Raw genomic sequence first — 21,041 nt, 5'->3', positions numbered from 1 at the left:
TTCCCTATTTCCACAGGTAATGGCGTCCACCAGTGTCCCAAAAGTGGGAACTACTCCCACTCAATAGTTCCCGGTGGTTTGGAGGTGACATCCAGAACCACGCGGTTTACCCCATCCACTTCATTAGTGATCCGGTTGGAAATTTTTGCCAGCAAGTCGTACGGCAGGCGTGACCAATCCGCGGTCATAGCGTCTTCTGAGGACACCGGGCGCAACACGATAGGGTGACCGTAGGTGCGCCCATCTCCCATCACACCAACGCTGCGGACATCGGCAAGCAGCACCACAGGCATCTGCCACACTTCATTGTCCAAGCCAGCTGCCGTGAGCTCGGCTCGGGCAATGGCGTCCGCGTTTCGGAGCAGTTCAAGACGTTCGCCGGTAATTTCGCCCACGATGCGAATACCCAGGCCGGGACCGGGGAACGGCTGGCGGCCCACAATCTCAGGTGGCAGACCCAACTCGGCACCAACCGCACGTACCTCGTCCTTGAACAAGGCCCGCAGCGGCTCAACAAGTTCAAAGCGTAGATCTTCGGGTAGTCCGCCTACGTTGTGGTGGCTCTTGATGTTGGCGGCGCCTTCACCACCGCCAGACTCAACAACGTCCGGGTACAAGGTTCCTTGAACCAAGAACTTGATCTCTTCACCTTCCAAGGCAGCCTCAGCCATGATGGCCCGCTCCGCCTCTTCGAAGGCGCGAATGAACTCGCGACCAATGATCTTCCGCTTTGTTTCAGGATCAGAGACGCCAGCGAGGGCGTTCAGGAACCGGTCCTGCTCGTTGGCTACGTAGAGTTTGGCTCCGGTTGAGGCAACAAAGTCCAACTCAACTTGCTCAGCTTCACCTTGACGAAGCAGGCCGTGGTTGACGAACACGCAGGTCAACTGATCGCCAACTGCACGCTGCACCAAGGCAGCGGCCACTGCTGAGTCAACGCCGCCGGAGAGTCCACACAACACTTTGGCGTCGCCGATCTGCTCGCGCATGCGGTCAATCTGCTCGTCCAAGATGCTAGTGGCGGTCCAGTTCTTCTCAAGTTTGGCACCATTGAACAAGAAATTTTCCAACACCTGTTGGCCAAATTCGGAGTGCTTGACCTCGGGGTGCCATTGCACGCCAAAGAGGCACTTTTCCTCATTGGCGAAGGCGGCAACAGGTGCGCCGGGAGAAGATGCCAGAACATCAAAGCCTGCCGGAGCCTCATGGACGCTATCCCCGTGGCTCATCCAAGTGGTTTGTTCCGCCCCTGTTGAGCTAAGGATGGAGCGGCTTTCACCCAAGAGTTGTACTTGGGTTGATCCGTATTCGCGTTGACCGGTCTGGGCTACGGTGCCGCCCAAAGCGGCCGCCATGGCCTGGAAGCCGTAGCAAATGCCGAGTACCGGGATACCAGCTTCAAAAAGGTCGACACCAATGCTGGGTGCGCCTTCGGCGTAGACACTAGAGGGTCCACCGGAAAGGATAATGGCAGCTGGGTTTTTGGCAAGCAACTGCGCGGTTGTATAGGTATGTGGCACGATTTCCGAGTACACGTTTGCCTCACGCACACGGCGCGCAATCAACTGGGCGTACTGGGCACCGTAGTCCACAACCAGGACGGGCTTCTGGGAAGTCTGAGGCGTAGCGGGATTAGTCACGGTTCAATCTTAACCTACGCCGCAGCCAACCAGTCCCGGTACCGCATTTTCAGTGACCAGCTACTCAAAAATGAACCACAAAAGTGCCCTAGGAGTTCAGGGTTAGTAACGCTTCCCGGCCTTGGGGTTGGCTGCCACTTCGGCCAGCACTTCCTTGTGAACCCTGCCCTCAACAATGAATGAGAGGAAGGGCACCACGCCACCAAGAGCGATGAGGACGAGTTTCCCGAACGGCCAGCGCATCAGCGTCCACAGACGGAAATCGGCAATCAGGTACACCACGTACATCCAGCCGTGAATGATCAAGACCATCGTTGAGAGGTTTACACCGCCGGTGACGGCCATCAGGCCACCGTCAATATTGACGAGTCCTAGTCCGTGAGAAGCCCCCGCAGTATCCGTACCGCCGGCCACAAGCACACTCTGGAAGCCGTAGCGCAACACCAATTCAACAACGAGCAAAAGCAGCATGGTCCCCGTGGCGTATGCAAGGACTTTATAGAATTTTAATGCACTGAGAATCTGTGCTGGCGTTCCCCCGAAGCGACGCTTTGGTGCTGTTTTAGCCGGTTGCGATGCGCCTCCCTGTACAGCCGGGCTTGCTGCTTTCTTTGCCGGCTCGGTATTAGTGGGTTCGGTGCTGGATTCGGTGTTCTTAGGCTCGGTCACTGTGCCGGCTCTCCTTCAATCTGTGCTTGGTTGCTGACTGTAACAAAACCAGTCGGTGCATGTCTTCAGTCGGTGCAAAAAACTCAGTGCGTGTGCGGTGCTACTGACGGTTGCTGGCCGTCACTTCCATCATCGTCACTAGCGTCTTCATCTTCATCGTTGATATCAAAAAGTTCGTCTTGGTCACGGCGATAATCGTCTGCCACCAGGCGCCACCATAGGAAAACGGCAAAGCCCGCAAACAATACCCATTCAATCGCGTAGAAGATGTTCAGCCAATTGACCTTGTTGTTTTGATCCGTGACGGTGACGGTAATGGGAACTAGGGCCGCGCCTTGAGCTTTCGCGCCTACGTCTTTGCCCTCAATAGTCTCACTGTGGGAAACTATGAACGCGGAATAGGTACTCACTGACCAAATATTCGTCAGTTCAGCAGAGGACAGAGTTTTCACTTGACCGGTCGGCAGGTCCTTGGCCAATTCTGGACCTTCCGAGTTCAGCAATCTGCCTTCAAGGGCAACAGTTCCCAGTGGTGCACTTGGCACATTGTCAGGAGAAACAACCCATCCTCGGGCTACCGGAATGACGATTTCCTTGGTAGCTGCAACTCCGCTTAGTGCCGGTGCACCCTCGACTTTAAAGGCAGTAACCACCCAGTATCCAACGTTGTCATCCTGCAGGCGTGAGGGAACCAATACCTGCTTGCTCGGATCAAATTCACCCGTGGCCGTGACAACTTGTCCTTCAGCGGTGCCCATCATGGGCGCCCCGGGAGACAACGTGTCAAGTAATGGCTGGATCTGTTCTGTCACAGAGGGCGGAGCAACATCCTTTTCCAGCGAACGCGAGAGCTGCCACTGACTCAAAAGCACGAAGGCGGCGGCCACGGCAAGCGCGAACACGAGCGCTGCTATCCATTTGGGCTTAACGGCAGTTTTCAACACAGCTCAACGGTACTTCGTCACGCTGTAGAACAACGAATGCAGTTGAAGAACATGATCAGGTGGGCCCACGCGCCCGAGGGACCCGGCACGAGCTTGCGAGTGTTGGGAGGGCGTGGGTGGGCCCACGCGCCCGAGGGACCCGGCACGAGCTTGCGAGTGTTGGGAGGGCGTGGGTGGGCCCACGCGCCCGAGGGACCCGGCACGAGCTTGCGAGTGTTGGGAGGGCGTGGGGACTAGTGGTCGAAAAACACCAGAGTTGAGTTGATCAACTCTGAAATAACTTCGGCATCGTGGGCTCTGCGCAGCGACTCCCGGAAGTTCTCTTTAAACAAAGAGCGGGCCAAGGTGGCCAGCACTTCAAGGTGTGCAGAGAATGAGCTGTCGGGAGTGGCAATGAGCAAGATCACTGATGCTGGCCCGTCCACAGCACCAAAATCCAAGCTGTGGTCAAACTTTGTGATGCCAACAGCGATGGATATCTCTTTAACATGCACGCTTCTGGCGTGCGGCAAGCCCACCCCGCCTGGCAGTCCTGTCGCCATCTGGTGTTCCCGGGCATTGACGTCCCGTAGAAAGCCATCCAGGTCTGAGACCCTGCCTTGCTCGAACAGCTTGGCAGCCAACTGTGCGGCCGCGTCCTCTTTGGAATCCGCCACCATTTCCAGAATTACCAAACCAGGGTTGGTCAACTCTGTGTCATAGCGTTCCAGTGAACCCAATGTCATTAGTACCTTTCGGCTGTACTTAAAAATTTTCCCCTTCCACGAGTCTAGCCTCACGCGCTTGGACACTGTGAGTGCTTCTGACATGCACACCGCACACAAAGCGCCCCGGTCCACGAGGGACGGGGCGCTTTTGTAATAGTGGGTCAAGCATCGAAAGAACTAACGGGCAACGATGACCTCTACACGCTGGAATTCTTTCAAGTCAGAGTAACCGGTAGTGGCCATTGAACGGCGTAGAGCACCGATCAGGTTGGAGGCTCCATCTGCCTGGTGCGCCGGACCATACAGCACTTCTGCCAAGGTGCCCACGGTTCCCATGTTCACCCGGTGTCCGCGCGGCAATTCTTGGTGGTGGGCTTCGGCACCCCAGTGCCAGCCTTGACCGGGAGCCTCTGCTGCACGAGAAAGTGCTGCGCCAAGCATTACTGCATCCGCACCCATGGCGATGGCTTTGACAATGTCACCGCTGGAGCCCATGCCGCCGTCGGCTATTACATGCACATAGCGACCGCCTGATTCATCCATGTAGTCACGACGGGCTGAAGCCACATCAGAAATGGCACTTGCCATCGGGGAACGAATTCCCAGCGCACGGCTGGTGGTCGTGGAGGCACCGCCTCCGAAGCCCACCAACACACCCGCCGCGCCAGTGCGCATCAGGTGCAGCGCTGGGGTGTAACCAGCAGCTCCACCGACAATGACGGGAACATCAAGCTCGTAAATGAATTGCTTAAGGTTCAACGGCTCAGTAGTTTTCGAGACGTGCTCTGCCGAGACCGTAGTTCCACGGATCACGAAGATGTCTACACCTGCGGCGATGACAGTCTTGTAAAATTCTTGCGTGCGCTGCGGCGTCAGCGATCCGGCAACTGTCACACCAGCGGCGCGAATCTCGGCTAAGCGGGCTGTGATCAGCTCAGCTTGAATCGGGGCACTGTAGATCTGTTGCAAGCGCACGGTTGTTTCAGGATCCATCACAGAAGCCTGAAGCATCGCGATTTCATCAAGCAGGGGCTGCGGATCCTCGTACCGGGTCCACAAGCCTTCCAAGTCCAGAACGCCCAGCCCGCCCAACTTCCCAAGGGCTATGGCAGTCTCCGGGGACATGACTGAGTCCATCGGCGCACCAAGCACCGGTACGTCGAATTGGTAGGCATCAATCTGCCACTTCACTGATACGTCTTGTGGGTCGCGGGTACGCCGGGAAGGCACAATCGCAATCTCGTCCAACGAATACGCGCGGCGTCCGCGCTTACCAAGGCCAATCTCAATCTCATAAGTCACGCCACCTAGCCTATCGCAGCGAGGGCCAGAGCCATTAAAGGGCACTTCACGCGAAGTTCATTGGGCGATGCCAGTGGCTCCTGCCGGACATTGATTCCAACTCTGTGGCGGGTGTCCTATCCAAAGTCACGGCAAGCTCCAGTGTCGGGACCATTGCGGTGAAATCGCCTCGCTCAAACGCACCCGCTTCCAGTGATGGCAGGAGCATGTGAAGCATGTCTGGAATCAAGAGAGAACTCTCCACGTCACCAAAAATTCGCAGCTATCCAGGTTCGACGGCGTGGCTGCGCTGATGCACGCAAGTTGCCCGCCGCCGTCGTCCATCAAGCACTGCCCACCCGCACTCGCCAACACGGGCACATCCGTGAAGGCCATGTCACCCTCGCTTCGCTCGGACGGGGGCCCCTCGGCCGCTACCGCTTGCACCCTCCCCAACCCTCGCTTCGCTCGGACGGGGCCCCTCGGCCGCTACCGCTTGCACCCTCCCCAACCCTCGCTTCGCTCGGACGGGGCCCCTCGGCCGCTACGCTTAGTCCATGACTGACACTGAACTTCGTATGACCGATCATGAGCTTCTTACCCTGTTGTCCATGTCCCCCACTGAATCGGCTGCCGTCACGCTGGGTCTGCTCCGGCTCGACCAGCACGGGGACAATGAACTACTCCATAGTGCTGGCCTGACAACATTGTTGGTGCGCGGGTTGGCCGAGCAACAGGCCGAGAAAATTGTCCCCATTGAGAAAGCGGCTGTTGTTGGCACAGTGCTCTCCCAAGCTCAGGAGTGGTTGGAGATCTCGCTGACCACCCCAACCAGCAACCATGTACTTTTCGCCGTGGGTTCCAATGTTGGAGCCGTTCTGCTGAGCATCGGTCCGCATGGTGTGCATGAGATTCAGCCCATCGAATCCGGCCCGGCCATGCTTGAGCTTGGGCTGCATCTAGGCGATGAGTACCTCACGGGCGCTGCCGAAGGTCTGCCCGCAACAGCAGTAGTTCGGCGCTTACGCGTAGATGCCGAGCCCCTTGTAGCCCAGCTGACGGCAAACGAGTCCGGTGACTGGATGCTACGCAGCGGATCAGAGTCAGAATTCACCGAGAACAGCTATCCGGCGAGCGAAGCCATGTCCCAGTTCAAGGCAGCACTGGAAGCTTAAACCAATCACCAGTAAAAGCGGCTAACAGCTAACAGCTAAGCCGTTGCGTTTTAGCCGTTGAGGTTGGAGGTGATGACACCCCCGAGGAACGAACGGGGTGTCATCACCTCCAACCTCAACGACGCCGGGCGAAGCTTAACCAAGACGTTTCGCTAGCCCCACGAAGGGAACTACTTGTTGAGGTAGTTCGGGGCTTCCACAGTCATGGTGATGTCATGCGGGTGCGATTCTTTGAGACCAGCAGGAGTGATCCGAACGAACTTGCCACGTGCCTTCAGTTCCGCAATGTTCGGTGAGCCAACATAAAACATTGTTTGGCGCAGTCCACCAACCAGCTGATAAGCAACAGATGCCAACGGACCACGGTAAGCAACACGGCCCTCGATGCCTTCGGGGATCAGCTTCTCATCTCCGGACACATCCGCCTGAAAGTAACGGTCCTTTGAGTAGGACGTGTTCTTCCCACGGGACTGCATGGCACCCAAAGAACCCATGCCGCGGTAAGCCTTGAACTGCTTCCCATTGACAAAAACCGTCTCCCCAGGGGACTCTTCGGTTCCCGCCAATAGTGAACCGATCATGACCGTGTCGGCACCAGCCACCAGAGCCTTGCCGATATCGCCCGAGTACTGCAGCCCGCCGTCGGCAATCAACGGCACACCTGCCGGTATGGCAGCCTTAGCGGATTCGTAGATGGCGGTGATCTGTGGAACACCAACCCCTGCAACCACACGCGTAGTACAAATAGAGCCTGGGCCAACGCCAACCTTAATACCATCGGCGCCAGCGTCAATCAGGGCCTGGGCACCTTCACGAGTTGCTGCCTGACCGCCAATGACGTCAACATGAGCTGCAGCTTTTTCACTCTTGAGCCGCTGGATCATTTCCAGCACACCTTGGCTGTGGCCGTTGGCAGTATCAACGAACAAGGCATCAACACCGGCTTCAACCAATGTCATCGCACGCTCGTATCCATCCCCAAAGAAGCCAATGGCTGCGCCAACAAGCAGACGGCCCTCGGAGTCTTTTGTGGACAGCGGGTACTGCTCGGCTTTAGAGAAATCCTTGACCGTAATCAGCCCGCGCAGAATGCCCGCGTCATCTACCAGCGGCAGCTTTTCAATTTTGTTCTTACCCAGGAGCGCAGACGCTTCTTCGCGGCTAATACCAACACGGCCAGTAATCAGCGGCATGTGTGTCATGACGTCGCGAACAAGTCGCTGAGAGTATTCGCTTTCCGGGATGAAGACGATGTCGCGGTTGGTGACGATGCCCATTAGACGGCCACGATCGTCAACCACGGGAAGACCGGAAACGCGGAAGCGTGCACACAATTCATCCAGCTCAGCCAGTGTGGCATCGGCTCCCACCGTCACAGGATTCGTGATCATGCCCGATTCGCTGCGTTTGACCAGGTCAACTTCTTCGGCTTGACGTTCAATGGAGAGGTTTCGGTGAACAACACCCAAACCACCCTGACGCGCCATCGCGATGGCCATGCGAGACTCAGTCACAGTGTCCATCGCCGCTGAAAGCAGGGGTGTCTGCACGGTGATGCGTTTGGAGACTTTTGAACTGGTGTCTGCTTCTGAGGGGATCACATTAGTGTGACCTGGAAGAAGCAATACATCGTCATAGGTCAGGCCAATTAGGGCGAAGGGATCATGAGTTTCAGGCTGGGACACGAAGGCTCCTTGACAAAGGGTAGAACCATTGGGGATGTGCATCCTATGGCCTGTTCCGTGATTACGAAGCTGGCCTGTGCGTTGCTTACAGTCTAAAACGAAAGAGCTCCTGACCCTATTCCCGCAAGCTGGGTCACATCTGGGCATAAAACATCACATAGAATCAAGCCCACAAACTGGCACGAGAAAGGCCTCCCATGGCGTTGGAGATCCGCATTGTTATCCCATCCGGGGCCGCAGATTCCGTCGAAGAAATTGCTCGCAACTACCCCGGCGTCTCAGAAATTTCTCGCACTCGGGGTGTATCACTTGTCCCCAAGGGCGACGTCATCGTTTTACAGGCAGTGCGCGAATCTGTCGAGGGACTGTTGGAAAAGCTGGAAGCCCTCAACATCGCTCAGCAAGGATCCATCAGCGTCAGCTCACCGGAATTGATTATCTCCGATCGCTTGGACGAAGTGGAAAAGGAAGTTTCCGGGGACGGTGCCGACGCCATTATTTGGGCCGAAGTTGAAAAGGACACGAATGCCGATTCGAAACTGACCTGGAACTATATGCTCTTTCTGATTATCGCCGTGCAGTTGGCTGGGATCGGCATCGTCACCGATTCCACCATCGCCATTGTTGGTGCCATGGTGGTGGGCCCCGAGTTCGGTCCGTTGGCGGGGTTGGCGTTGGCCGTGGTGGACCGGCGCTGGAAACTGGCCCGGCGCGGCGCCGTAGCACTCATAATCGGGTTCCCAATTGCCATCGTTTTGGCGGCCCTGGCCACAATGCTCTCCCTGTGGCTGGGGTTTTTCATCCCGGCTGACGTACTCCGTGAAAACCGTGCCACCGAATTCATCTACCACCCAGGACCGTACTCTTTCATTGTGGCTGTGCTTGCCGGTGCGGCTGGAATGCTCTCACTTATCGGACGCAAATCCGCCGCCCTGGTCGGCGTGTTCATTTCAGTCACAACGATTCCTGCCGCGGGGTATATAGCCGTTGCATTGGTGTTGGGCGAACAGGGCAGGGCTGTTGGCTCGGTGCTGCAACTCTTGGTCAATGTTTCAGGCATTGTTCTTGCTGCGGTCACTGTGCTTTTCGTTTACCGTATGGCACGACGACGGCGTCCTGGGCCTTCCATCTATTCCGCGGCTCACGGGGCTGCAAATGCCCACAACGTGGGCTCACGTAATCCTTTCCGCCGCTGAACCCTCACCACTGCTGACGGTGTCCTTGCCTCGCGGGTACTGGGAATGTCTCTCATATACTGTGTTTGGCGGCAAAGCTAAGGCAGAGTAAGGGCATGGACGCCACACGCCCCCACACCACAGATGCATCCGAGACGACCAGCCCGGCGGCCCGGGCCTCCACTCAGTTCTCGCTAGTCGCCGCCATCCGGCGATACCCGCTAGTGGCGCTGACTCTCCTAGTTCTGGTTGTTGCCGGCTCGTTGGCTCTTACAGGCTTAGGTGCGGCTGCCCAGTGGTTGGCGAGTATCTACGCCATAGCGGTCGCGTTCCACCAGGGCATTGGCATGGTCAAGGACATCCTGCGAGGTCATTGGGGCATTGACATACTCGCTTTGACAGCCATTGTCAGCACAGTCGCTGTCGGGGAATATATTGCCTCTCTGATCATTGTCCTGATGCTCTCCGGTGGTGAAGCACTGGAGGATTTTGCTGCCGGCCGTGCCCAGCGTGAACTGCGTTCCCTATTGGAGCGGGCACCACTTTCGGCACACCGAGAAGGCCCGGACGGCCTGACTGAAGAAATCCCTGTGGCGGAAGTAGAGGTTGGTGATGTCCTCATCATCAAACCGGCAGAAGTGGTTCCAGTTGACGGGACGATGCTCTCTGATTCTGGTTCCTTCGACGAGTCTGCGTTGACGGGAGAAAGCCTTCCCGTTGACCGGTTTGCCGGTGATCCTGTTATCAGTGGAACAGTCAATGGCTCGGCCGCGCTGCACATCTTGGTCACAGCGAAGGAATCTGACTCGCAATACAGCCGCATCATTGCCCTGGTCAAAGAGGCCGCAGACAGCAAGGCACCCATGGTCAGATTGGCGGACCGGTACGCGGTGCCCTTCACCATCGTGGCTCTGGTGCTGGCCGGAATGGCGTGGTTCCTGAGTAAAGATCCGGCCCGCTTTGCCGAGGTCTTGGTCGTGGCGACTCCGTGTCCGTTGCTGATTGCCGCACCCGTGGCATTCCTTGGCGGTATGAGCCGGGCAGCCAAGGCTGGCATCATCGTGAAGAATGGTGGCACACTCGAACAGCTTGGCCGCGTTAAGACAGCAGCTTTCGATAAAACGGGTACCCTGACGGGTGGCCATCCAACGTTGGAGGCGATCACGCCCGCAGGTAACTTCTCTGCTGACCGGGTGTTGTCCCTTGCGGCGTCGGCCGAACAATACTCGTCCCACGTTCTCGCGGCAGCCGTCATTGATGCGGCGCAGGCGCAAGGACTGGAAATCTATTCTTCAAACAACGCTGTCGAACACGCCACCAACGGGGTTACTGCTACATGCGATGGCAGTGTGGTGGTGGTTGGAAAGTCTGCGTTCGTGGCGCAGCAGGCCAATAACGTGGTGCTAGCAGCACTTGTGCCCGGCCAGTTGGCTGTTTATGTAGCCATTGACGGAGTCTTCGCTGGCACTCTCCTCATGCGGGACCACATACGGGAGAATTCCGCGGCAACGGTCAGCGCGCTGCACTCGCTGGGTGTACGCCATGCCATGATTCTGACAGGGGACGCGCAGTCCACGGCCGATCATGTGGGCCGTGCTGCAGGGATCACCGAGATCCGGGCGAATTTACTGCCCGAAGATAAAGTCACCATCGTGAATTCGATGCTTGATCGGCCAGTGCTGATGGTTGGTGACGGCATCAACGATGCACCAGTTCTTGCCGTGGCTGACGTCGGTATCGCCATGGGTGCCAAAGGTTCCACGGCAGCCAGTGAGTCTGCTGATGTTGTCATCCTTGTCGATGATCTGGCCAAGGTTGCCCAGTCGGTGGAAATCGGCCAGCGAACTATGAAAATAGCGATCCAAAGCATTTGGATCGGCATCATCCTGAGCGTGGGGCTGATGATTCTCGCCGCATTTGGCTACATCCCTGCCGTGGCCGGGGCGCTGGCCCAGGAACTCGTGGATTTGGCCACTATTTTGAACGCACTGCGCGCTTTGGTCTCTGGTCGGCGCAAGTAGGAAGCGAAAAAGCCGCCGCTTGCGGTTAAAGCCCCCGGTAGCCGGGTGGCTTTAACCGCAAGCGGCGGCTTTCTTAGTGTTCGCCCCGAGAAAACGGGAAGAAGCTAGGGACTAGTGCTGGTGTCCGGCTTCTTCGTCTTCGGCAGGCTTGTCCGTCACGAGAACTTCGGTGGTGAGCACCAAAGCTGCGATGGAGGCTGCGTTGCGCAGAGCTGAGCGCGTGACCTTGACCGGGTCGATGACGCCGGCCTTGACCAGGTTCTCGTACTCGCCGGTGGCAGCGTTGAAGCCGAATCCATCGTCAAGTTCGCCAACCTTGTGCACTACAACGTAGCCGTCGTGGCCCGCATTCTGAGCAATCCAGCGCAGCGGCTGAGCAACAGCCTTACGAACCAGCTCGATTGCCGTTGCTGCATCACCGGTCAGGGCTAGAACAGCAGCATCTTCGGTAAGGGCCTTGGCAGCCTGGACCAGTGCGGAACCGCCACCAGCCACAATGCCTTCTTCCAAGGCTGCACGCGTTGCGGACACGGCGTCCTCAATACGGTGCTTCTTTTCCTTGAGCTCAACCTCGGTGGCTGCGCCAACCTTGATCACGCCAATGCCGCCAGCCAACTTGGCCAGACGTTCCTGCAGCTTTTCCTTGTCCCAATCGGAGTCAGTCCGCTTGAGCTCAGCATGCAGCTGGGCTACGCGATCAGCGACGTCGCCAGCGGTGCCTGCACCGTCAACGATGGTCGTGTTGTCCTTGGTGACTGTGATGCGGCGAGCCGTACCCAGAACCTCAAGGCCAACCTGATCCAGGGACAGGCCGATCTCCGGAGAGACAACCTGTGCGCCGGTGAGGATCGCGATGTCCTGCAGCATGGCCTTGCGGCGGTCGCCGAAGCCCGGTGCCTTGACAGCAACTACGTTCAAGGTGCCGCGCAGACGGTTCACGATCAGCGTGGACAGTGCCTCGCCATCAACATCTTCAGCAATGATGAACAGCGGCTTGTTGGCAGCAAGTGCCTTTTCAAGCAGCGGCAGGAATTCCTGCAGGTTGGAGATCTTGCCCTGGTTGATCAAAACCAGTGCATCTTCCATAACAGCTTCCTGGCGTTCCGCGTCAGTGACGAAGTACGGGGACAGGTAGCCCTTATCAAACTGCATGCCCTCGGTGAGGACCAGCTCGGTTGAGGTTGTGGATGACTCCTCGATGGTGATCACACCATCCTTGCCAACCTTCTCAAATGCTTCGGCGAGCAGGTCGCCGATTTCCTGGCTTTGGGCGGAGATGGCGGCAACTTCTGCCACCTGCCCACCGCCAACCGGGCGTGCGTTTTCAAGCAGGCGCTTGGCAATGGCTTCAACAGAAACCTGGATGCCGCGCTTGAGCTCGCCGGGGGCTGCACCTGCGGCTACGTTGCGCAGGCCTTCCTTGACCAGTGCCTGTGCCAAAACTGTGGCCGTGGTGGTGCCGTCGCCGGCAACATCATTGGTCTTCGTGGCAACTTCCTTGGCCAGCTGAGCGCCAAGGTTCTCGTATGGGTCTTCCAGCTCCACCTCGCGGGCGATTGTGACGCCGTCGTTGGTGATGGTGGGAGCTCCCCACTTCTTATCCAGTACTACGTTGCGACCGCGCGGGCCGAGGGTGACCTTGACGGTATCGGCAAGCTTGTCGATACCGGCTTCAAGGGCCTTCCGTGCGCTGTCATTAAATGCAAGCTGCTTGGCCATGCCTAATGTCCTTTCACGCAAAGACCCCACGTTCGTGACCTAAGCTACGGTCCCGGTCGCGGGGGCTTTACAAAGTGGTTGTTTGGCGAGGGTCGTTACTTAACGACGATGGCCAGTACGTCGCGGGCTGAGAGAACGAGCAGCTCTTCGCCACCGGTCTTCACTTCGGTTCCACCGTACTTGGAGTAAATAACGACGTCGCCAACAGCAACATCGATCGGGACACGGTTGCCGTTGTCATCAACGCGGCCGGGTCCAACTGCCACAACTTCGCCCTCTTGGGGCTTTTCCTTGGCAGTGTCCGGGATGACCAGACCTGATGCGGTGGTCAGCTCGGCTTCGAGCTGGCGAACAACAATACGATCCTCAAGAGGCTTAATAGAGACCGACACTCGGACCTCCCCTTCACATGCGTAAATTTTTTGGATGCCTGGCAGTCTTTTTCGCCATGTGTGTGGAGTCCAACCGTCGTCGCGGTGCCGGAGGTGCTCCCATGGCCAAGAAGATTGGCAAGTTAGCACCCTCGGGTGAGAGTGCTAACTCGACTCTAGATAGTTGGTTAGCACTCGGTCAAGGCGAGTGCCAGATTCAGCGCCAAAAGTACGACGACGGCGGGCCGGGTTTCGCTCACGGCGCACCAAAAGCGGTAGTGCCGGATGCACCTGCGATTGACTGAGGAGAATCCGTCAACAAATCCTTGGTCACAATGCTTCAGGGCTACTTGGACAATGCAAGGATAAAGCCATGACCCCCAGTCCTGTGCAATTGCGCGAACTCAAAAAGTCCTATGGCACCTTCACCGCCGTTGACGGCATCTCCTTCGATATTGGCGAGGGCGAAACTTTTGCCCTGCTCGGTCCCAACGGTGCCGGTAAAAGCACCACCATTGAGATCCTGGAAGGCTACCGAAACAGGACCAGTGGCGACGCTCAAGTGCTGGGGGTGGACCCCCAAGTCGGTGGGAGGGCGTGGAAAGAGAAACTGGGGATCGTGCTTCAATCCAGTGGTGAGAGCGGAAATGTCACGGTGCTGGAGCAACTGACGCACTTCGCTGGCTATTACCCCAACCCGCGCAAGGTTGCCGATGTCATTGAAGCCGTGGGGCTGGCAGGTAAGGCAAAGTCCCGGATCAGCAAGCTCTCCGGAGGACAGCGCCGCCGTGTGGATGTTGCTTTAGGAATCATCGGCCGGCCCAGACTTTTGTTCTTGGATGAACCCACCACAGGTTTTGATCCTGAGGCCAGACACCATTTTTGGGACTTGATCAACCAACTTAAAGACGAAGGCACAACCATTTTATTGACTACCCATTATCTTGACGAGGCCGCCACCTTGGCCGATCGCGCAGGGGTGATCATCGGGGGCAAATTAGTAGACATTGGCCCAATCGATGAGATTGGTGGGCAAGAGGCAAAGGTGCCATCTGTGCGGTGGCGGCAGGACGGCGTCGTCCGTGTTGAACGAACCACAGCACCAGCTGCATTAGCCGCACGGCTGTTTGCTGAACATGGCGGTGAGGTACCGGGGCTTGAAATCACTCGACCCAGCTTGGAAGACATCTATCTGGATATGGTGAAAAACCATTCCGCGGCACAGAAGTCGCCCGAGCCGGTCCCCGCTGGAGGTGTGGCATGAGCACGTTGGCGCTGGGTACCTCCCGAATTGGGTACGAACTAAAACTCTATTTCCGCCAGGGCGACTCGGTATTTTTCACGTTCCTGTTCCCCATCTTAATGCTCTCCGTTTTTGCCGTGGCGTTCAGCACCAGCGGCAACATCGGTGAGGCTCCGGACGGCAGTGGCGGCATCAGCTTTGCCGCATTTTATGTTCCCGGCATGGTGGCCGCTGGCATGCTGCTTAGCGGAGTACAGAATCTTGGCGTGGACATTGCTGGGGAAAAAGGCGACGGGACGCTCAAACGTTTGGGCGGCACTCCCTTACCGGTTTTTTCTTACTTCATGGGCAAGATTGGCATGGTGCTTGTCAGCTCCGTTTTCCAGGTGATTCTGCTGTTGCTTGTGGCCCGCTTCGTCTTCAGCGTTGAGCTGCCCACCGATCCTGCCAAGTGGCTGATTTTTGCGTGGGTGTTCCTTTTTGGTGTGATCACCAGCTGCGTACTGGGTATTGCCCTCTCGGCCCTGCCCCGTTCGGGGAAAAGTGCTACCGCTGTGGTGATTCCCATTGTCTTGTTGTTGCAGTTCATTTCAGGGGTTTACCTGAACTTTGCACAACTGCCGAGCTGGCTACAAAACATCGCCAGCATCTTCCCTTTGAAATGGATGGCTCAGGGGATGCGCAGCGTGTTCCTTCCGGAGTCATTTGAGGTGATGGAGTCAGGCGGTTCCTGGGATCTTGGACTCGTGGCCTTGATCATGGGCGTCTGGTTAGTGGTTGGCTTGATCCTTTGCCGCGCTACGTTCCGATGGATCCGCAAGGATACGTAGTACTAGTAGTAGACCGCCAGCGGACCGCGCGGGCCGTCAATGACCTGCACGGGGGTGTCGAAGACCCGGCTCAGTACATCATCGGTCATGATCGTTTCCGGGGTGCCAAACTCAATGACCTTGCCGTCCTTCACTGCGCAAATGTGGTCTGCATAGTGTCCGGCGAAATTGATGTCGTGGAGCACTATCACCACTGTCCGGCCCAGCTCGACGGCGGCCTTCTGCAGAAGCGCCATCATCTGCGCGGAATGCTTCATGTCCAAGTTGTTCAGCGGCTCATCCAACAGGACATAGTCGGTGTCTTGAGCCAGCACCATCGCCACATACGCCCGTTGGCGCTGGCCACCTGATAGCTGGTCCAGGTAACGGTTTTCCAGCTCGTTGAGGTTGAGGAAATCCACCGAGCGGCTGATGATTTCCTCATCTTCAGTGGTTAGCCGTCCTTTGGAATGCGGGAATCGACCAAAACCCACCAATTGACGAACAGTCAGGCGGGTGACGAAGTGATTTTCTTGGCGCAAGATGGAAACGATCTTGGCGAGATCTTTGGAAGCGGTGCGGGAGATGTCATACCCGGCAATCTCGATGGCACCCGCGTCCACCCCCAGCAAACGCCCGATCATGGTCAATAGCGTTGATTTTCCGGCACCGTTGGGGCCCACCAACGCTGTAACTCCGCCTTGGGGGATCGCCAACGTCACGGGCCCAATGGCCACGTTATCGCTGTAGCTTTTCTTGACGTTGGTCAGCGTAATCACAAGCGACCCTTTCTGAGGATGAAGAATAAGAACACGACGCCACCGACAACTTCAATGATGATCGAGACCACCCCTTGGGCGTAGAAGAGGTTCTTCATGATGAAGTACGCGCCCGCCAGAACGACGAAGCCAATGAGCACGGCTACGGGGAAGACGTAGCGGTGATCATAACTATCGGCCAGTTGGTAAGCCAAGGTGGCTACAAGGAAGCCAAGGAACGTCATGGGCCCCACCAACGCGGTAGAGGTAGCCATCAGGATGGAAACTAGGAATAGTACACGCATGACTTCAAAGCGGTGATTCAAGCCCAAGTTAGTGGTGGTATCTTGGCCCAGTGCAATGATATTCAGCCGTTTGGAGTTCAGTAACAACAGAACCCCGGCCCCTACGCACAACGGGATAGCGATGGGCAGGTAGCTGATATCGGCGTTTGAGATGGAGCCGAAGAGGCGTGCCGTGAGCACATCGAATTCACTTGGCGTCAACAACCGCTGCATGAACACCGAAATGGAGCCAAGCCCACCGCCGATGACTATGCCGATCAGCAGCATAATCTGCAGATTGCCATATTTGCCTGAAAGCAGCCAGCCATACAGTGCCATGGAAAGCCCCACCATGAGCACAATTTGAATGATGAACTGTGGAACGCCTTGAACTGCGCTGACACCCGCGGCACCCAAGAAAAACACTGCCCCCGTCTGCACGGCAACATACAGAGATTCAAAGCCCATGATCGACGGCGTGATAATACGATTATTAGTGGCCGTTTGAAAGCTCACGGTGGCCATGGCCTGACAGATGGCCACAACCAACATGAGAACAACGCTGGTACCGCGCATTTCAGCTATTCGCCAGAATCCGGCGCTCCCGAGGGGCATGGGGTTGTCCCAGGCCAGCAGCCCAAAGCCAAATCCCGCGGCCATAGTGATCAGTACGCCAAGTATTATCCAATACCGTCTCCGGGCGCGGGTTGTGGGCAAGGCGCCGGATGCACGATCGCGGTGGTGTGTGCTCTTAGGAAGTGGCGGTGTGATCCTCCGCGTGGATGTTTCAGCCATTGCGGCGCTGCTTGAGCAAAAGGGTGATGAAAACTACGGCGCCAACAACACCCAGGATCAATGACACGGGGACTTCAAAGGGCATGATGATTAGCCGGCCCACCAGATCGCAAACGGTCACAATACCGATGCCCAGCAAACACACCCAGGGCAGATTTCCGCGCAGATCATCGCCACGGAACATGGAAACAATGTTAGGCACTATCAGTCCCAGGAATGGCAGGTTTCCCACTACAACCGTGACAATCCCTGTGGCAATGGCGATGAGCCCGGTCCCCAGAAGCATGACCTGGTTGTAGTTCAGTCCTACGCTGGTGGCAACATCTTGACCAAGTCCAGCCACGGTAAAGCGGTCTGCCACAAGAAAGATAGCTACTCCCACGAGGGCTACAATCCACAGCACCTCGTACTGGCCACGCAGCACCGAGGTAAAGCTCCCGGCAAACCAAATACCTAAGCTTTGGAGCATATTGGTCTGTAGGGCAATGAAACTGGAGATGGCACCCACCACGGCACCCAGCATGATGCCAACGATCGGCACCGTCAGAGATGCCTTAAGTGAGACTCTGCGCAGGAACAGGAAGAAGACCATGGTGCCAATGAACGCGGCAATCACGGCCCCGCTCATCTTCAGCAGGATGCTGGCACCTGGGTTGATGATCATCACGGTCAGCAGTCCCAGCCCCGCCCACTCGGTGGTGCCCGTGGTGGTGGGTTCAACAAAACGGTTTTGTGTCAGCATCTGCATGACCAGTCCTGACATGGCCATGGCAGCACCGGCCAAAACGAGCGCTATGGTTCGAGGGACGCGGGTCACGGCAAACATCTCGCCACCGTCCTTGGCCCCAAAAATGTCATAGACACCCGTGAACAGTGAGAACACCAATAAAAGCCCCACAACGGCAATGCCGATGAATAGCTTGGGTTCAAACAGCCGGCCCTTTGTTGGAGCCCGCGTGGTGGTGGTCATGTTCAGCTGTCCCTTCAGACCTGACGTGGCCGCATCGAAGCTTGAATGCGCAGCAGTTCAGATGCGCAGCAGTGGCAGACTCACGGAGCGGTCTGCCACTGCATTAGTAAAGCGTTGGTCTACTTTTTGCCCTCGAGCGCCTCGGCAAAGCTGTTCAGGAATTTGGTGTAGGTCTGAATGCTCTCGTTGGTATAGGTGTCGGCCGGCATGTATACGATGTTGCCCTTTTGTGTTGCCGTGACATTTTTCAAGGCGTCGGAGCCTTCCAGCAGCGCGTTGGCTGGTTTATAGGCAGCGTCATCAGCGGACACCGCGGCGTCGCGGTCCATAACAAGGATCCAGTCGGGGTTGGACTTGGCAATGGCCTCAACGGAAATGTCATCACCTTGGTGATCTGTGCTGGCGTCCTTGACTTCAAGGGCAGGGGTCAGGCCCAGGATGCTGAACAGCGGGCCAAGCGTGCGGCCATTGCCGGGTGCGGAGTAGTTGATGTTGCCACCGGAGGTGATGACGCCCATGACAGTGGTGTCTTTGTTATAGGACTTCTTGACTCGGGCAATCGCCGCATCAAAGTCATCGTTAAGTTTTTTGGCTTCGGTCTTTTTGCCGAAAACTTCTCCCAGAACTGAGATCTGACGCTTCAGCTCAGAGTCGAAGGGCTGCCCCTCACGTGGATCCAGCTCAAGGACTGTGGCATTAGGCGCCAGTTTGGCGAAATCGTCATGGTATTGCGAGAAGCGCTGGCCATTGACAATCAAATCCGGTTCTACGGCCACGACGGCTTCCAAATTTGGCTCACGGTGGTTGCCCAGATCCACGATCGAGGAGTCTTGTTTGTAGCCACTTGTTTTTGGCATGAGTGCTACGGCGCCGGCGCTGAGCTTGATACCCCAGTCCGACAGCGTTTCAAAGGTCCTATTGTCAGTAGCGACGACTGATTTTAAAGGGGTTGAGATTGTCTGCGGTCCATTGTTGTCTTCGATGGAGACAGTGGCCGGTGCGTCGGTGTTGGAATCGGTGGTGGCGGCAGGCGTTTGTGCACCACAGGCGGTCAAGCTGATGGCGGCTGCGCCAATCAGCGCAATGAAGCGAAACTTCAGGGAGGTCATTTTTTCCTTCGTGTTTGTGCGGCTGTGAAATGGCCGTAAAACTGAACTGGTACCGAAAGTTAGCTTAGCCTAACCTAAGTACAAAGCCACTTTCGGAGCTGTTAGCTCGATCACAACTTGCCTCAAAACACCTTTTACCCAGACGCTGCGATCAAAGTTAGTACAGACTAAGTAAATTACGCAACTAAGTAGTGCTGTAATTTACTTGTCTTCGAGCAGTCCTGCCCGGAAGGCCAGTTTCTGGAGGTTAGGCTTAAGGAATGGTTCACGACGCAATTTCCCCGCTGCTCACCGTTGAAGGCTGGGAACTTTTGTCTTCCCTTGGTCCCTACCAAGAGGCCGATTCCCTGAAACTCAACGACTCATTGCGCAAAGCCGGGCACTCCCCCGAATTGGTGGCCGCCGCCCTGACACAAGCACGTCTGCGCGACAAGGCAGAAGCCAAATTTGGGGAGTTCGCGCACCAGATGCTGTTCACACAAGCAGGTTTGGAACAGGCCACTCGCCTGAGCATCGCTGCCTTGCATGCGCAGAGATTTACAACAGCAGGTATCACCTCAGTGGCCGATCTTGGCTGCGGTCTTGGCGCTGATTCGCTAGCGATGGCAAGCCTTGATATCAGCGTCATCGCCGTTGAAATGGACGAAATAACAGCCGCGTGCACCACAGTAAACCTCATGCCCTTCCCGCACGCCACGGTGTTGTGCGCGAAGGCTGAAGAGGTGGATCTTCAGGGAATTCAGGGCGTGTGGCTTGACCCGGCCCGGCGCACCACCAGCACCTCGGGCACCACACGACTCTTTGATCCGGAAGCCTTCTCCCCTCCCCTGTCATTTGTGGAACAGCTGGCCGATCAGGGGCTAGCTGTGGGCGTAAAGATGGGTCCGGGTATCCCGCACGACGCAATTCCAGACACTGCCGAGGCCCAGTGGATCTCCATCAATGGAGAGGTGGTGGAGGCGGGCCTGTACTTCAATCAGCTTGCCCGCCCCAATATCCGTCGCGCTGCTCTGGTGATTGGCAAGAATGTCACCGGCGCAAACGGCAGTGCAGAGCTGACAAGTCCGCAGAAATATGAGCCTTCTGAGCAAAATGCGCTGCTGGGCCCCGTCAGTGGCTACTTGCACGAGCCCGACGGAGCAGTTATCCGCGCCGGACTTGTGGCCGATCTAGCCCGAAGCATCGGCGCTCACCTGCTCGATGAACACATTGCTTACCTGTCCTCCGATGCTCCAATCCAGACGCCGTTCGCCCGTAGCTATAAGGTTCTTGAGGTCAAGCCGTTCAACGTCAAAGCGCTCAAGGCGTGGGTGAAGACTAACCGGATTGGCGTCCTCGACATCAAAAAACGCGGTATCTCGACGACGCCGGAAGAACTACGCCGTCAGCTACTGACGGGCTCGGGCAAGGGGCCCAATAAAGCCACGCTTGTGCTGACCCGTATTGGCGAAGAACGCGTGGCAATAGTGGTTGAACCCCTCACCCCATAATCAACGCTCGCTCACTTCACGTCGAGTATTTCTCAGCGCTCGCTCACCTGCGAGCTTGCGAGTAGAGGGAGCGGCTGGGTGGGCCCACAGACGCGAGGGACCCGCTGCGAGCTTGCGAGTAGTGGGAGCGGCTGGGTGGGCCCACAGACGCGAGGGACCCGCTGCGAGCTTGCGAGTAGTGGGAGCGGCTGGGTAC

20 protein-coding genes are annotated in these 21,041 nt (G+C 57.0%); 7 read left to right on the top strand and 13 right to left on the bottom strand.

Going from position 1 to position 21,041, the window contains the following annotated elements; genetic code table 11:
- Nucleotides 1-50: 50 nt before the first annotated feature.
- The 5 genes from guaA to QMG40_RS16520 all read right to left on the bottom strand — a co-directional run bounded on the left by guaA (nucleotide 51) and on the right by QMG40_RS16520 (nucleotide 5,262).
- Complete coding sequence (guaA, locus tag QMG40_RS16540; protein ID WP_283532224.1) at nucleotides 51-1,640, bottom strand: glutamine-hydrolyzing GMP synthase; 1,590 nt, start codon at nucleotides 1,638-1,640, stop codon at nucleotides 51-53.
- A 102-nt stretch (nucleotides 1,641-1,742) separates the two neighbouring features.
- Complete coding sequence (locus QMG40_RS16535) at nucleotides 1,743-2,309, bottom strand: DUF3817 domain-containing protein (protein WP_459253031.1); 567 nt, start codon at nucleotides 2,307-2,309, stop codon at nucleotides 1,743-1,745.
- Between the two features lie 83 nt (nucleotides 2,310-2,392).
- Nucleotides 2,393-3,253, bottom strand: a complete 861-nt coding sequence (locus QMG40_RS16530) for an SURF1 family protein (RefSeq protein WP_283532223.1) — start codon at nucleotides 3,251-3,253, stop codon at nucleotides 2,393-2,395.
- 233 nt (nucleotides 3,254-3,486) lie between these two features.
- On the bottom strand, nucleotides 3,487-3,978 hold the full coding sequence (locus QMG40_RS16525) for a PTS sugar transporter subunit IIA (RefSeq protein ID WP_283532222.1): 492 nt from the start codon (nucleotides 3,976-3,978) through the stop codon (nucleotides 3,487-3,489).
- A 159-nt stretch (nucleotides 3,979-4,137) separates the two neighbouring features.
- Entirely contained in the window at nucleotides 4,138-5,262 is a 1,125-nt protein-coding gene (locus QMG40_RS16520) for a GuaB3 family IMP dehydrogenase-related protein (RefSeq protein WP_283532220.1), read from the bottom strand.
- 536 nt (nucleotides 5,263-5,798) lie between these two features.
- Here QMG40_RS16520 and QMG40_RS16515 point away from each other — a divergent pair.
- Nucleotides 5,799-6,416: a hypothetical protein gene (locus QMG40_RS16515; RefSeq protein WP_283532219.1), complete on the top strand. Its 618-nt coding sequence runs from the start codon at nucleotides 5,799-5,801 to the stop codon at nucleotides 6,414-6,416.
- A gap of 170 nt (nucleotides 6,417-6,586) precedes the next feature.
- On the opposite strand, the gene guaB is transcribed toward QMG40_RS16515, so the two are convergent.
- Complete coding sequence (gene guaB / locus QMG40_RS16510; RefSeq protein WP_283532218.1) at nucleotides 6,587-8,101, bottom strand: IMP dehydrogenase; 1,515 nt, start codon at nucleotides 8,099-8,101, stop codon at nucleotides 6,587-6,589.
- 197 nt (nucleotides 8,102-8,298) lie between these two features.
- On the opposite strand from guaB, the gene QMG40_RS16505 reads away from it, so the two are divergent.
- Nucleotides 8,299-9,297 carry a TIGR00341 family protein gene (locus tag QMG40_RS16505; RefSeq protein WP_283532217.1) on the top strand — a complete coding sequence of 333 codons (999 nt, stop codon included), beginning with the start codon at nucleotides 8,299-8,301 and terminating at the stop codon, nucleotides 9,295-9,297.
- Between the two features lie 95 nt (nucleotides 9,298-9,392).
- A complete protein-coding gene (locus QMG40_RS16500; RefSeq protein WP_283532216.1) occupies nucleotides 9,393-11,297 on the top strand; it encodes a heavy metal translocating P-type ATPase in 1,905 nt (634 codons plus the stop codon).
- A gap of 111 nt (nucleotides 11,298-11,408) precedes the next feature.
- Here QMG40_RS16500 and groL read toward each other — a convergent pair whose 3' ends face one another.
- Both groL and groES read right to left on the bottom strand, forming a co-directional pair.
- Nucleotides 11,409-13,016 carry a chaperonin GroEL gene (gene groL, locus QMG40_RS16495; protein ID WP_283532215.1) on the bottom strand — a complete coding sequence of 536 codons (1,608 nt, stop codon included), beginning with the start codon at nucleotides 13,014-13,016 and terminating at the stop codon, nucleotides 11,409-11,411.
- Nucleotides 13,017-13,111: 95 nt separating this feature from the next.
- On the bottom strand, nucleotides 13,112-13,408 hold the full coding sequence (gene groES / locus QMG40_RS16490; RefSeq protein WP_038464523.1) for a co-chaperone GroES: 297 nt from the start codon (nucleotides 13,406-13,408) through the stop codon (nucleotides 13,112-13,114).
- Nucleotides 13,409-13,509: 101 nt separating this feature from the next.
- Here groES and QMG40_RS16485 point away from each other — a divergent pair, with 101 nt between their 5' ends.
- From QMG40_RS16485 to QMG40_RS16475, 3 genes are all read left to right on the top strand, one after another.
- On the top strand, nucleotides 13,510-13,692 hold the full coding sequence (locus QMG40_RS16485) for a hypothetical protein (RefSeq protein ID WP_283532214.1): 183 nt from the start codon (nucleotides 13,510-13,512) through the stop codon (nucleotides 13,690-13,692).
- Between the two features lie 68 nt (nucleotides 13,693-13,760).
- A complete protein-coding gene (locus tag QMG40_RS16480; RefSeq protein ID WP_283532213.1) occupies nucleotides 13,761-14,651 on the top strand; it encodes an ABC transporter ATP-binding protein in 891 nt (296 codons plus the stop codon).
- Nucleotides 14,648-15,460, top strand: a complete 813-nt coding sequence (locus tag QMG40_RS16475) for an ABC transporter permease (protein ID WP_283532212.1) — start codon at nucleotides 14,648-14,650, stop codon at nucleotides 15,458-15,460. Before QMG40_RS16480 ends, QMG40_RS16475 begins: the two co-directional genes overlap by 4 nt.
- A 2-nt stretch (nucleotides 15,461-15,462) precedes the next feature.
- Here the strand turns inward: QMG40_RS16475 and QMG40_RS16470 are convergent, their stop codons facing one another.
- The 4 genes from QMG40_RS16470 to QMG40_RS16455 all read right to left on the bottom strand — a co-directional run bounded on the left by QMG40_RS16470 (nucleotide 15,463) and on the right by QMG40_RS16455 (nucleotide 19,355).
- A complete protein-coding gene (locus tag QMG40_RS16470) occupies nucleotides 15,463-16,218 on the bottom strand; it encodes an iron ABC transporter ATP-binding protein (protein WP_283532210.1) in 756 nt (251 codons plus the stop codon).
- On the bottom strand, nucleotides 16,215-17,276 hold the full coding sequence (locus tag QMG40_RS16465) for an iron chelate uptake ABC transporter family permease subunit (protein ID WP_283532209.1): 1,062 nt from the start codon (nucleotides 17,274-17,276) through the stop codon (nucleotides 16,215-16,217). The genes QMG40_RS16470 and QMG40_RS16465 overlap by 4 nt, the downstream gene beginning before the upstream one ends.
- Nucleotides 17,269-18,246, bottom strand: coding sequence for an ABC transporter permease (locus QMG40_RS16460; protein ID WP_283532208.1), 978 nt, complete (start codon nucleotides 18,244-18,246; stop codon nucleotides 17,269-17,271). Before QMG40_RS16460 ends, QMG40_RS16465 begins: the two co-directional genes overlap by 8 nt.
- A 119-nt stretch (nucleotides 18,247-18,365) precedes the next feature.
- Nucleotides 18,366-19,355 carry a siderophore ABC transporter substrate-binding protein gene (locus QMG40_RS16455; protein ID WP_283532207.1) on the bottom strand — a complete coding sequence of 330 codons (990 nt, stop codon included), beginning with the start codon at nucleotides 19,353-19,355 and terminating at the stop codon, nucleotides 18,366-18,368.
- A 260-nt stretch (nucleotides 19,356-19,615) separates the two neighbouring features.
- Here QMG40_RS16455 and QMG40_RS16450 point away from each other — a divergent pair, with 260 nt between their 5' ends.
- Nucleotides 19,616-20,845: a class I SAM-dependent methyltransferase gene (locus tag QMG40_RS16450; RefSeq protein ID WP_283532206.1), complete on the top strand. Its 1,230-nt coding sequence runs from the start codon at nucleotides 19,616-19,618 to the stop codon at nucleotides 20,843-20,845.
- Here the strand turns inward: QMG40_RS16450 and QMG40_RS16445 are convergent.
- Nucleotides 20,846-21,041, bottom strand: a 196-nt coding sequence (locus tag QMG40_RS16445; RefSeq protein WP_283532205.1) for a hypothetical protein, incomplete at its 5' end; no start/stop codon positions are given.

Source organism: Arthrobacter antibioticus (genome assembly GCF_030063205.1).
Taxonomy (GTDB): domain Bacteria; phylum Actinomycetota; class Actinomycetes; order Actinomycetales; family Micrococcaceae; genus Specibacter.
This window is presented reverse-complemented; position numbering and strand designations above follow the sequence as displayed.

Bases quoted from the DNA above. Each gene is read 5' to 3' on its own strand.
- QMG40_RS16525 (WP_283532222.1), bottom strand. From the start codon at position 3,978: ATGACATTGGGTTCACTGGAACGCTATGACACAGAGTTGACCAACCCT.
- QMG40_RS16515 (WP_283532219.1), top strand. From the start codon at position 5,799: ATGACTGACACTGAACTTCGTATGACCGATCATGAGCTTCTTACCCTG.
- QMG40_RS16505 (WP_283532217.1), top strand. From the start codon at position 8,299: ATGGCGTTGGAGATCCGCATTGTTATCCCATCCGGGGCCGCAGATTCC.
- QMG40_RS16500 (WP_283532216.1), top strand. From the start codon at position 9,393: ATGGACGCCACACGCCCCCACACCACAGATGCATCCGAGACGACCAGC.
- groL (WP_283532215.1), bottom strand. From the start codon at position 13,016: ATGGCCAAGCAGCTTGCATTTAATGACAGCGCACGGAAGGCCCTTGAA.
- QMG40_RS16485 (WP_283532214.1), top strand. From the start codon at position 13,510: ATGGCCAAGAAGATTGGCAAGTTAGCACCCTCGGGTGAGAGTGCTAAC.
- QMG40_RS16480 (WP_283532213.1), top strand. From the start codon at position 13,761: ATGACCCCCAGTCCTGTGCAATTGCGCGAACTCAAAAAGTCCTATGGC.
- QMG40_RS16475 (WP_283532212.1), top strand. From the start codon at position 14,648: ATGAGCACGTTGGCGCTGGGTACCTCCCGAATTGGGTACGAACTAAAA.
- QMG40_RS16465 (WP_283532209.1), bottom strand. From the start codon at position 17,276: ATGGCTGAAACATCCACGCGGAGGATCACACCGCCACTTCCTAAGAGC.
- QMG40_RS16460 (WP_283532208.1), bottom strand. From the start codon at position 18,246: ATGACCACCACCACGCGGGCTCCAACAAAGGGCCGGCTGTTTGAACCC.
- QMG40_RS16455 (WP_283532207.1), bottom strand. From the start codon at position 19,355: ATGACCTCCCTGAAGTTTCGCTTCATTGCGCTGATTGGCGCAGCCGCC.
- QMG40_RS16450 (WP_283532206.1), top strand. From the start codon at position 19,616: ATGGTTCACGACGCAATTTCCCCGCTGCTCACCGTTGAAGGCTGGGAA.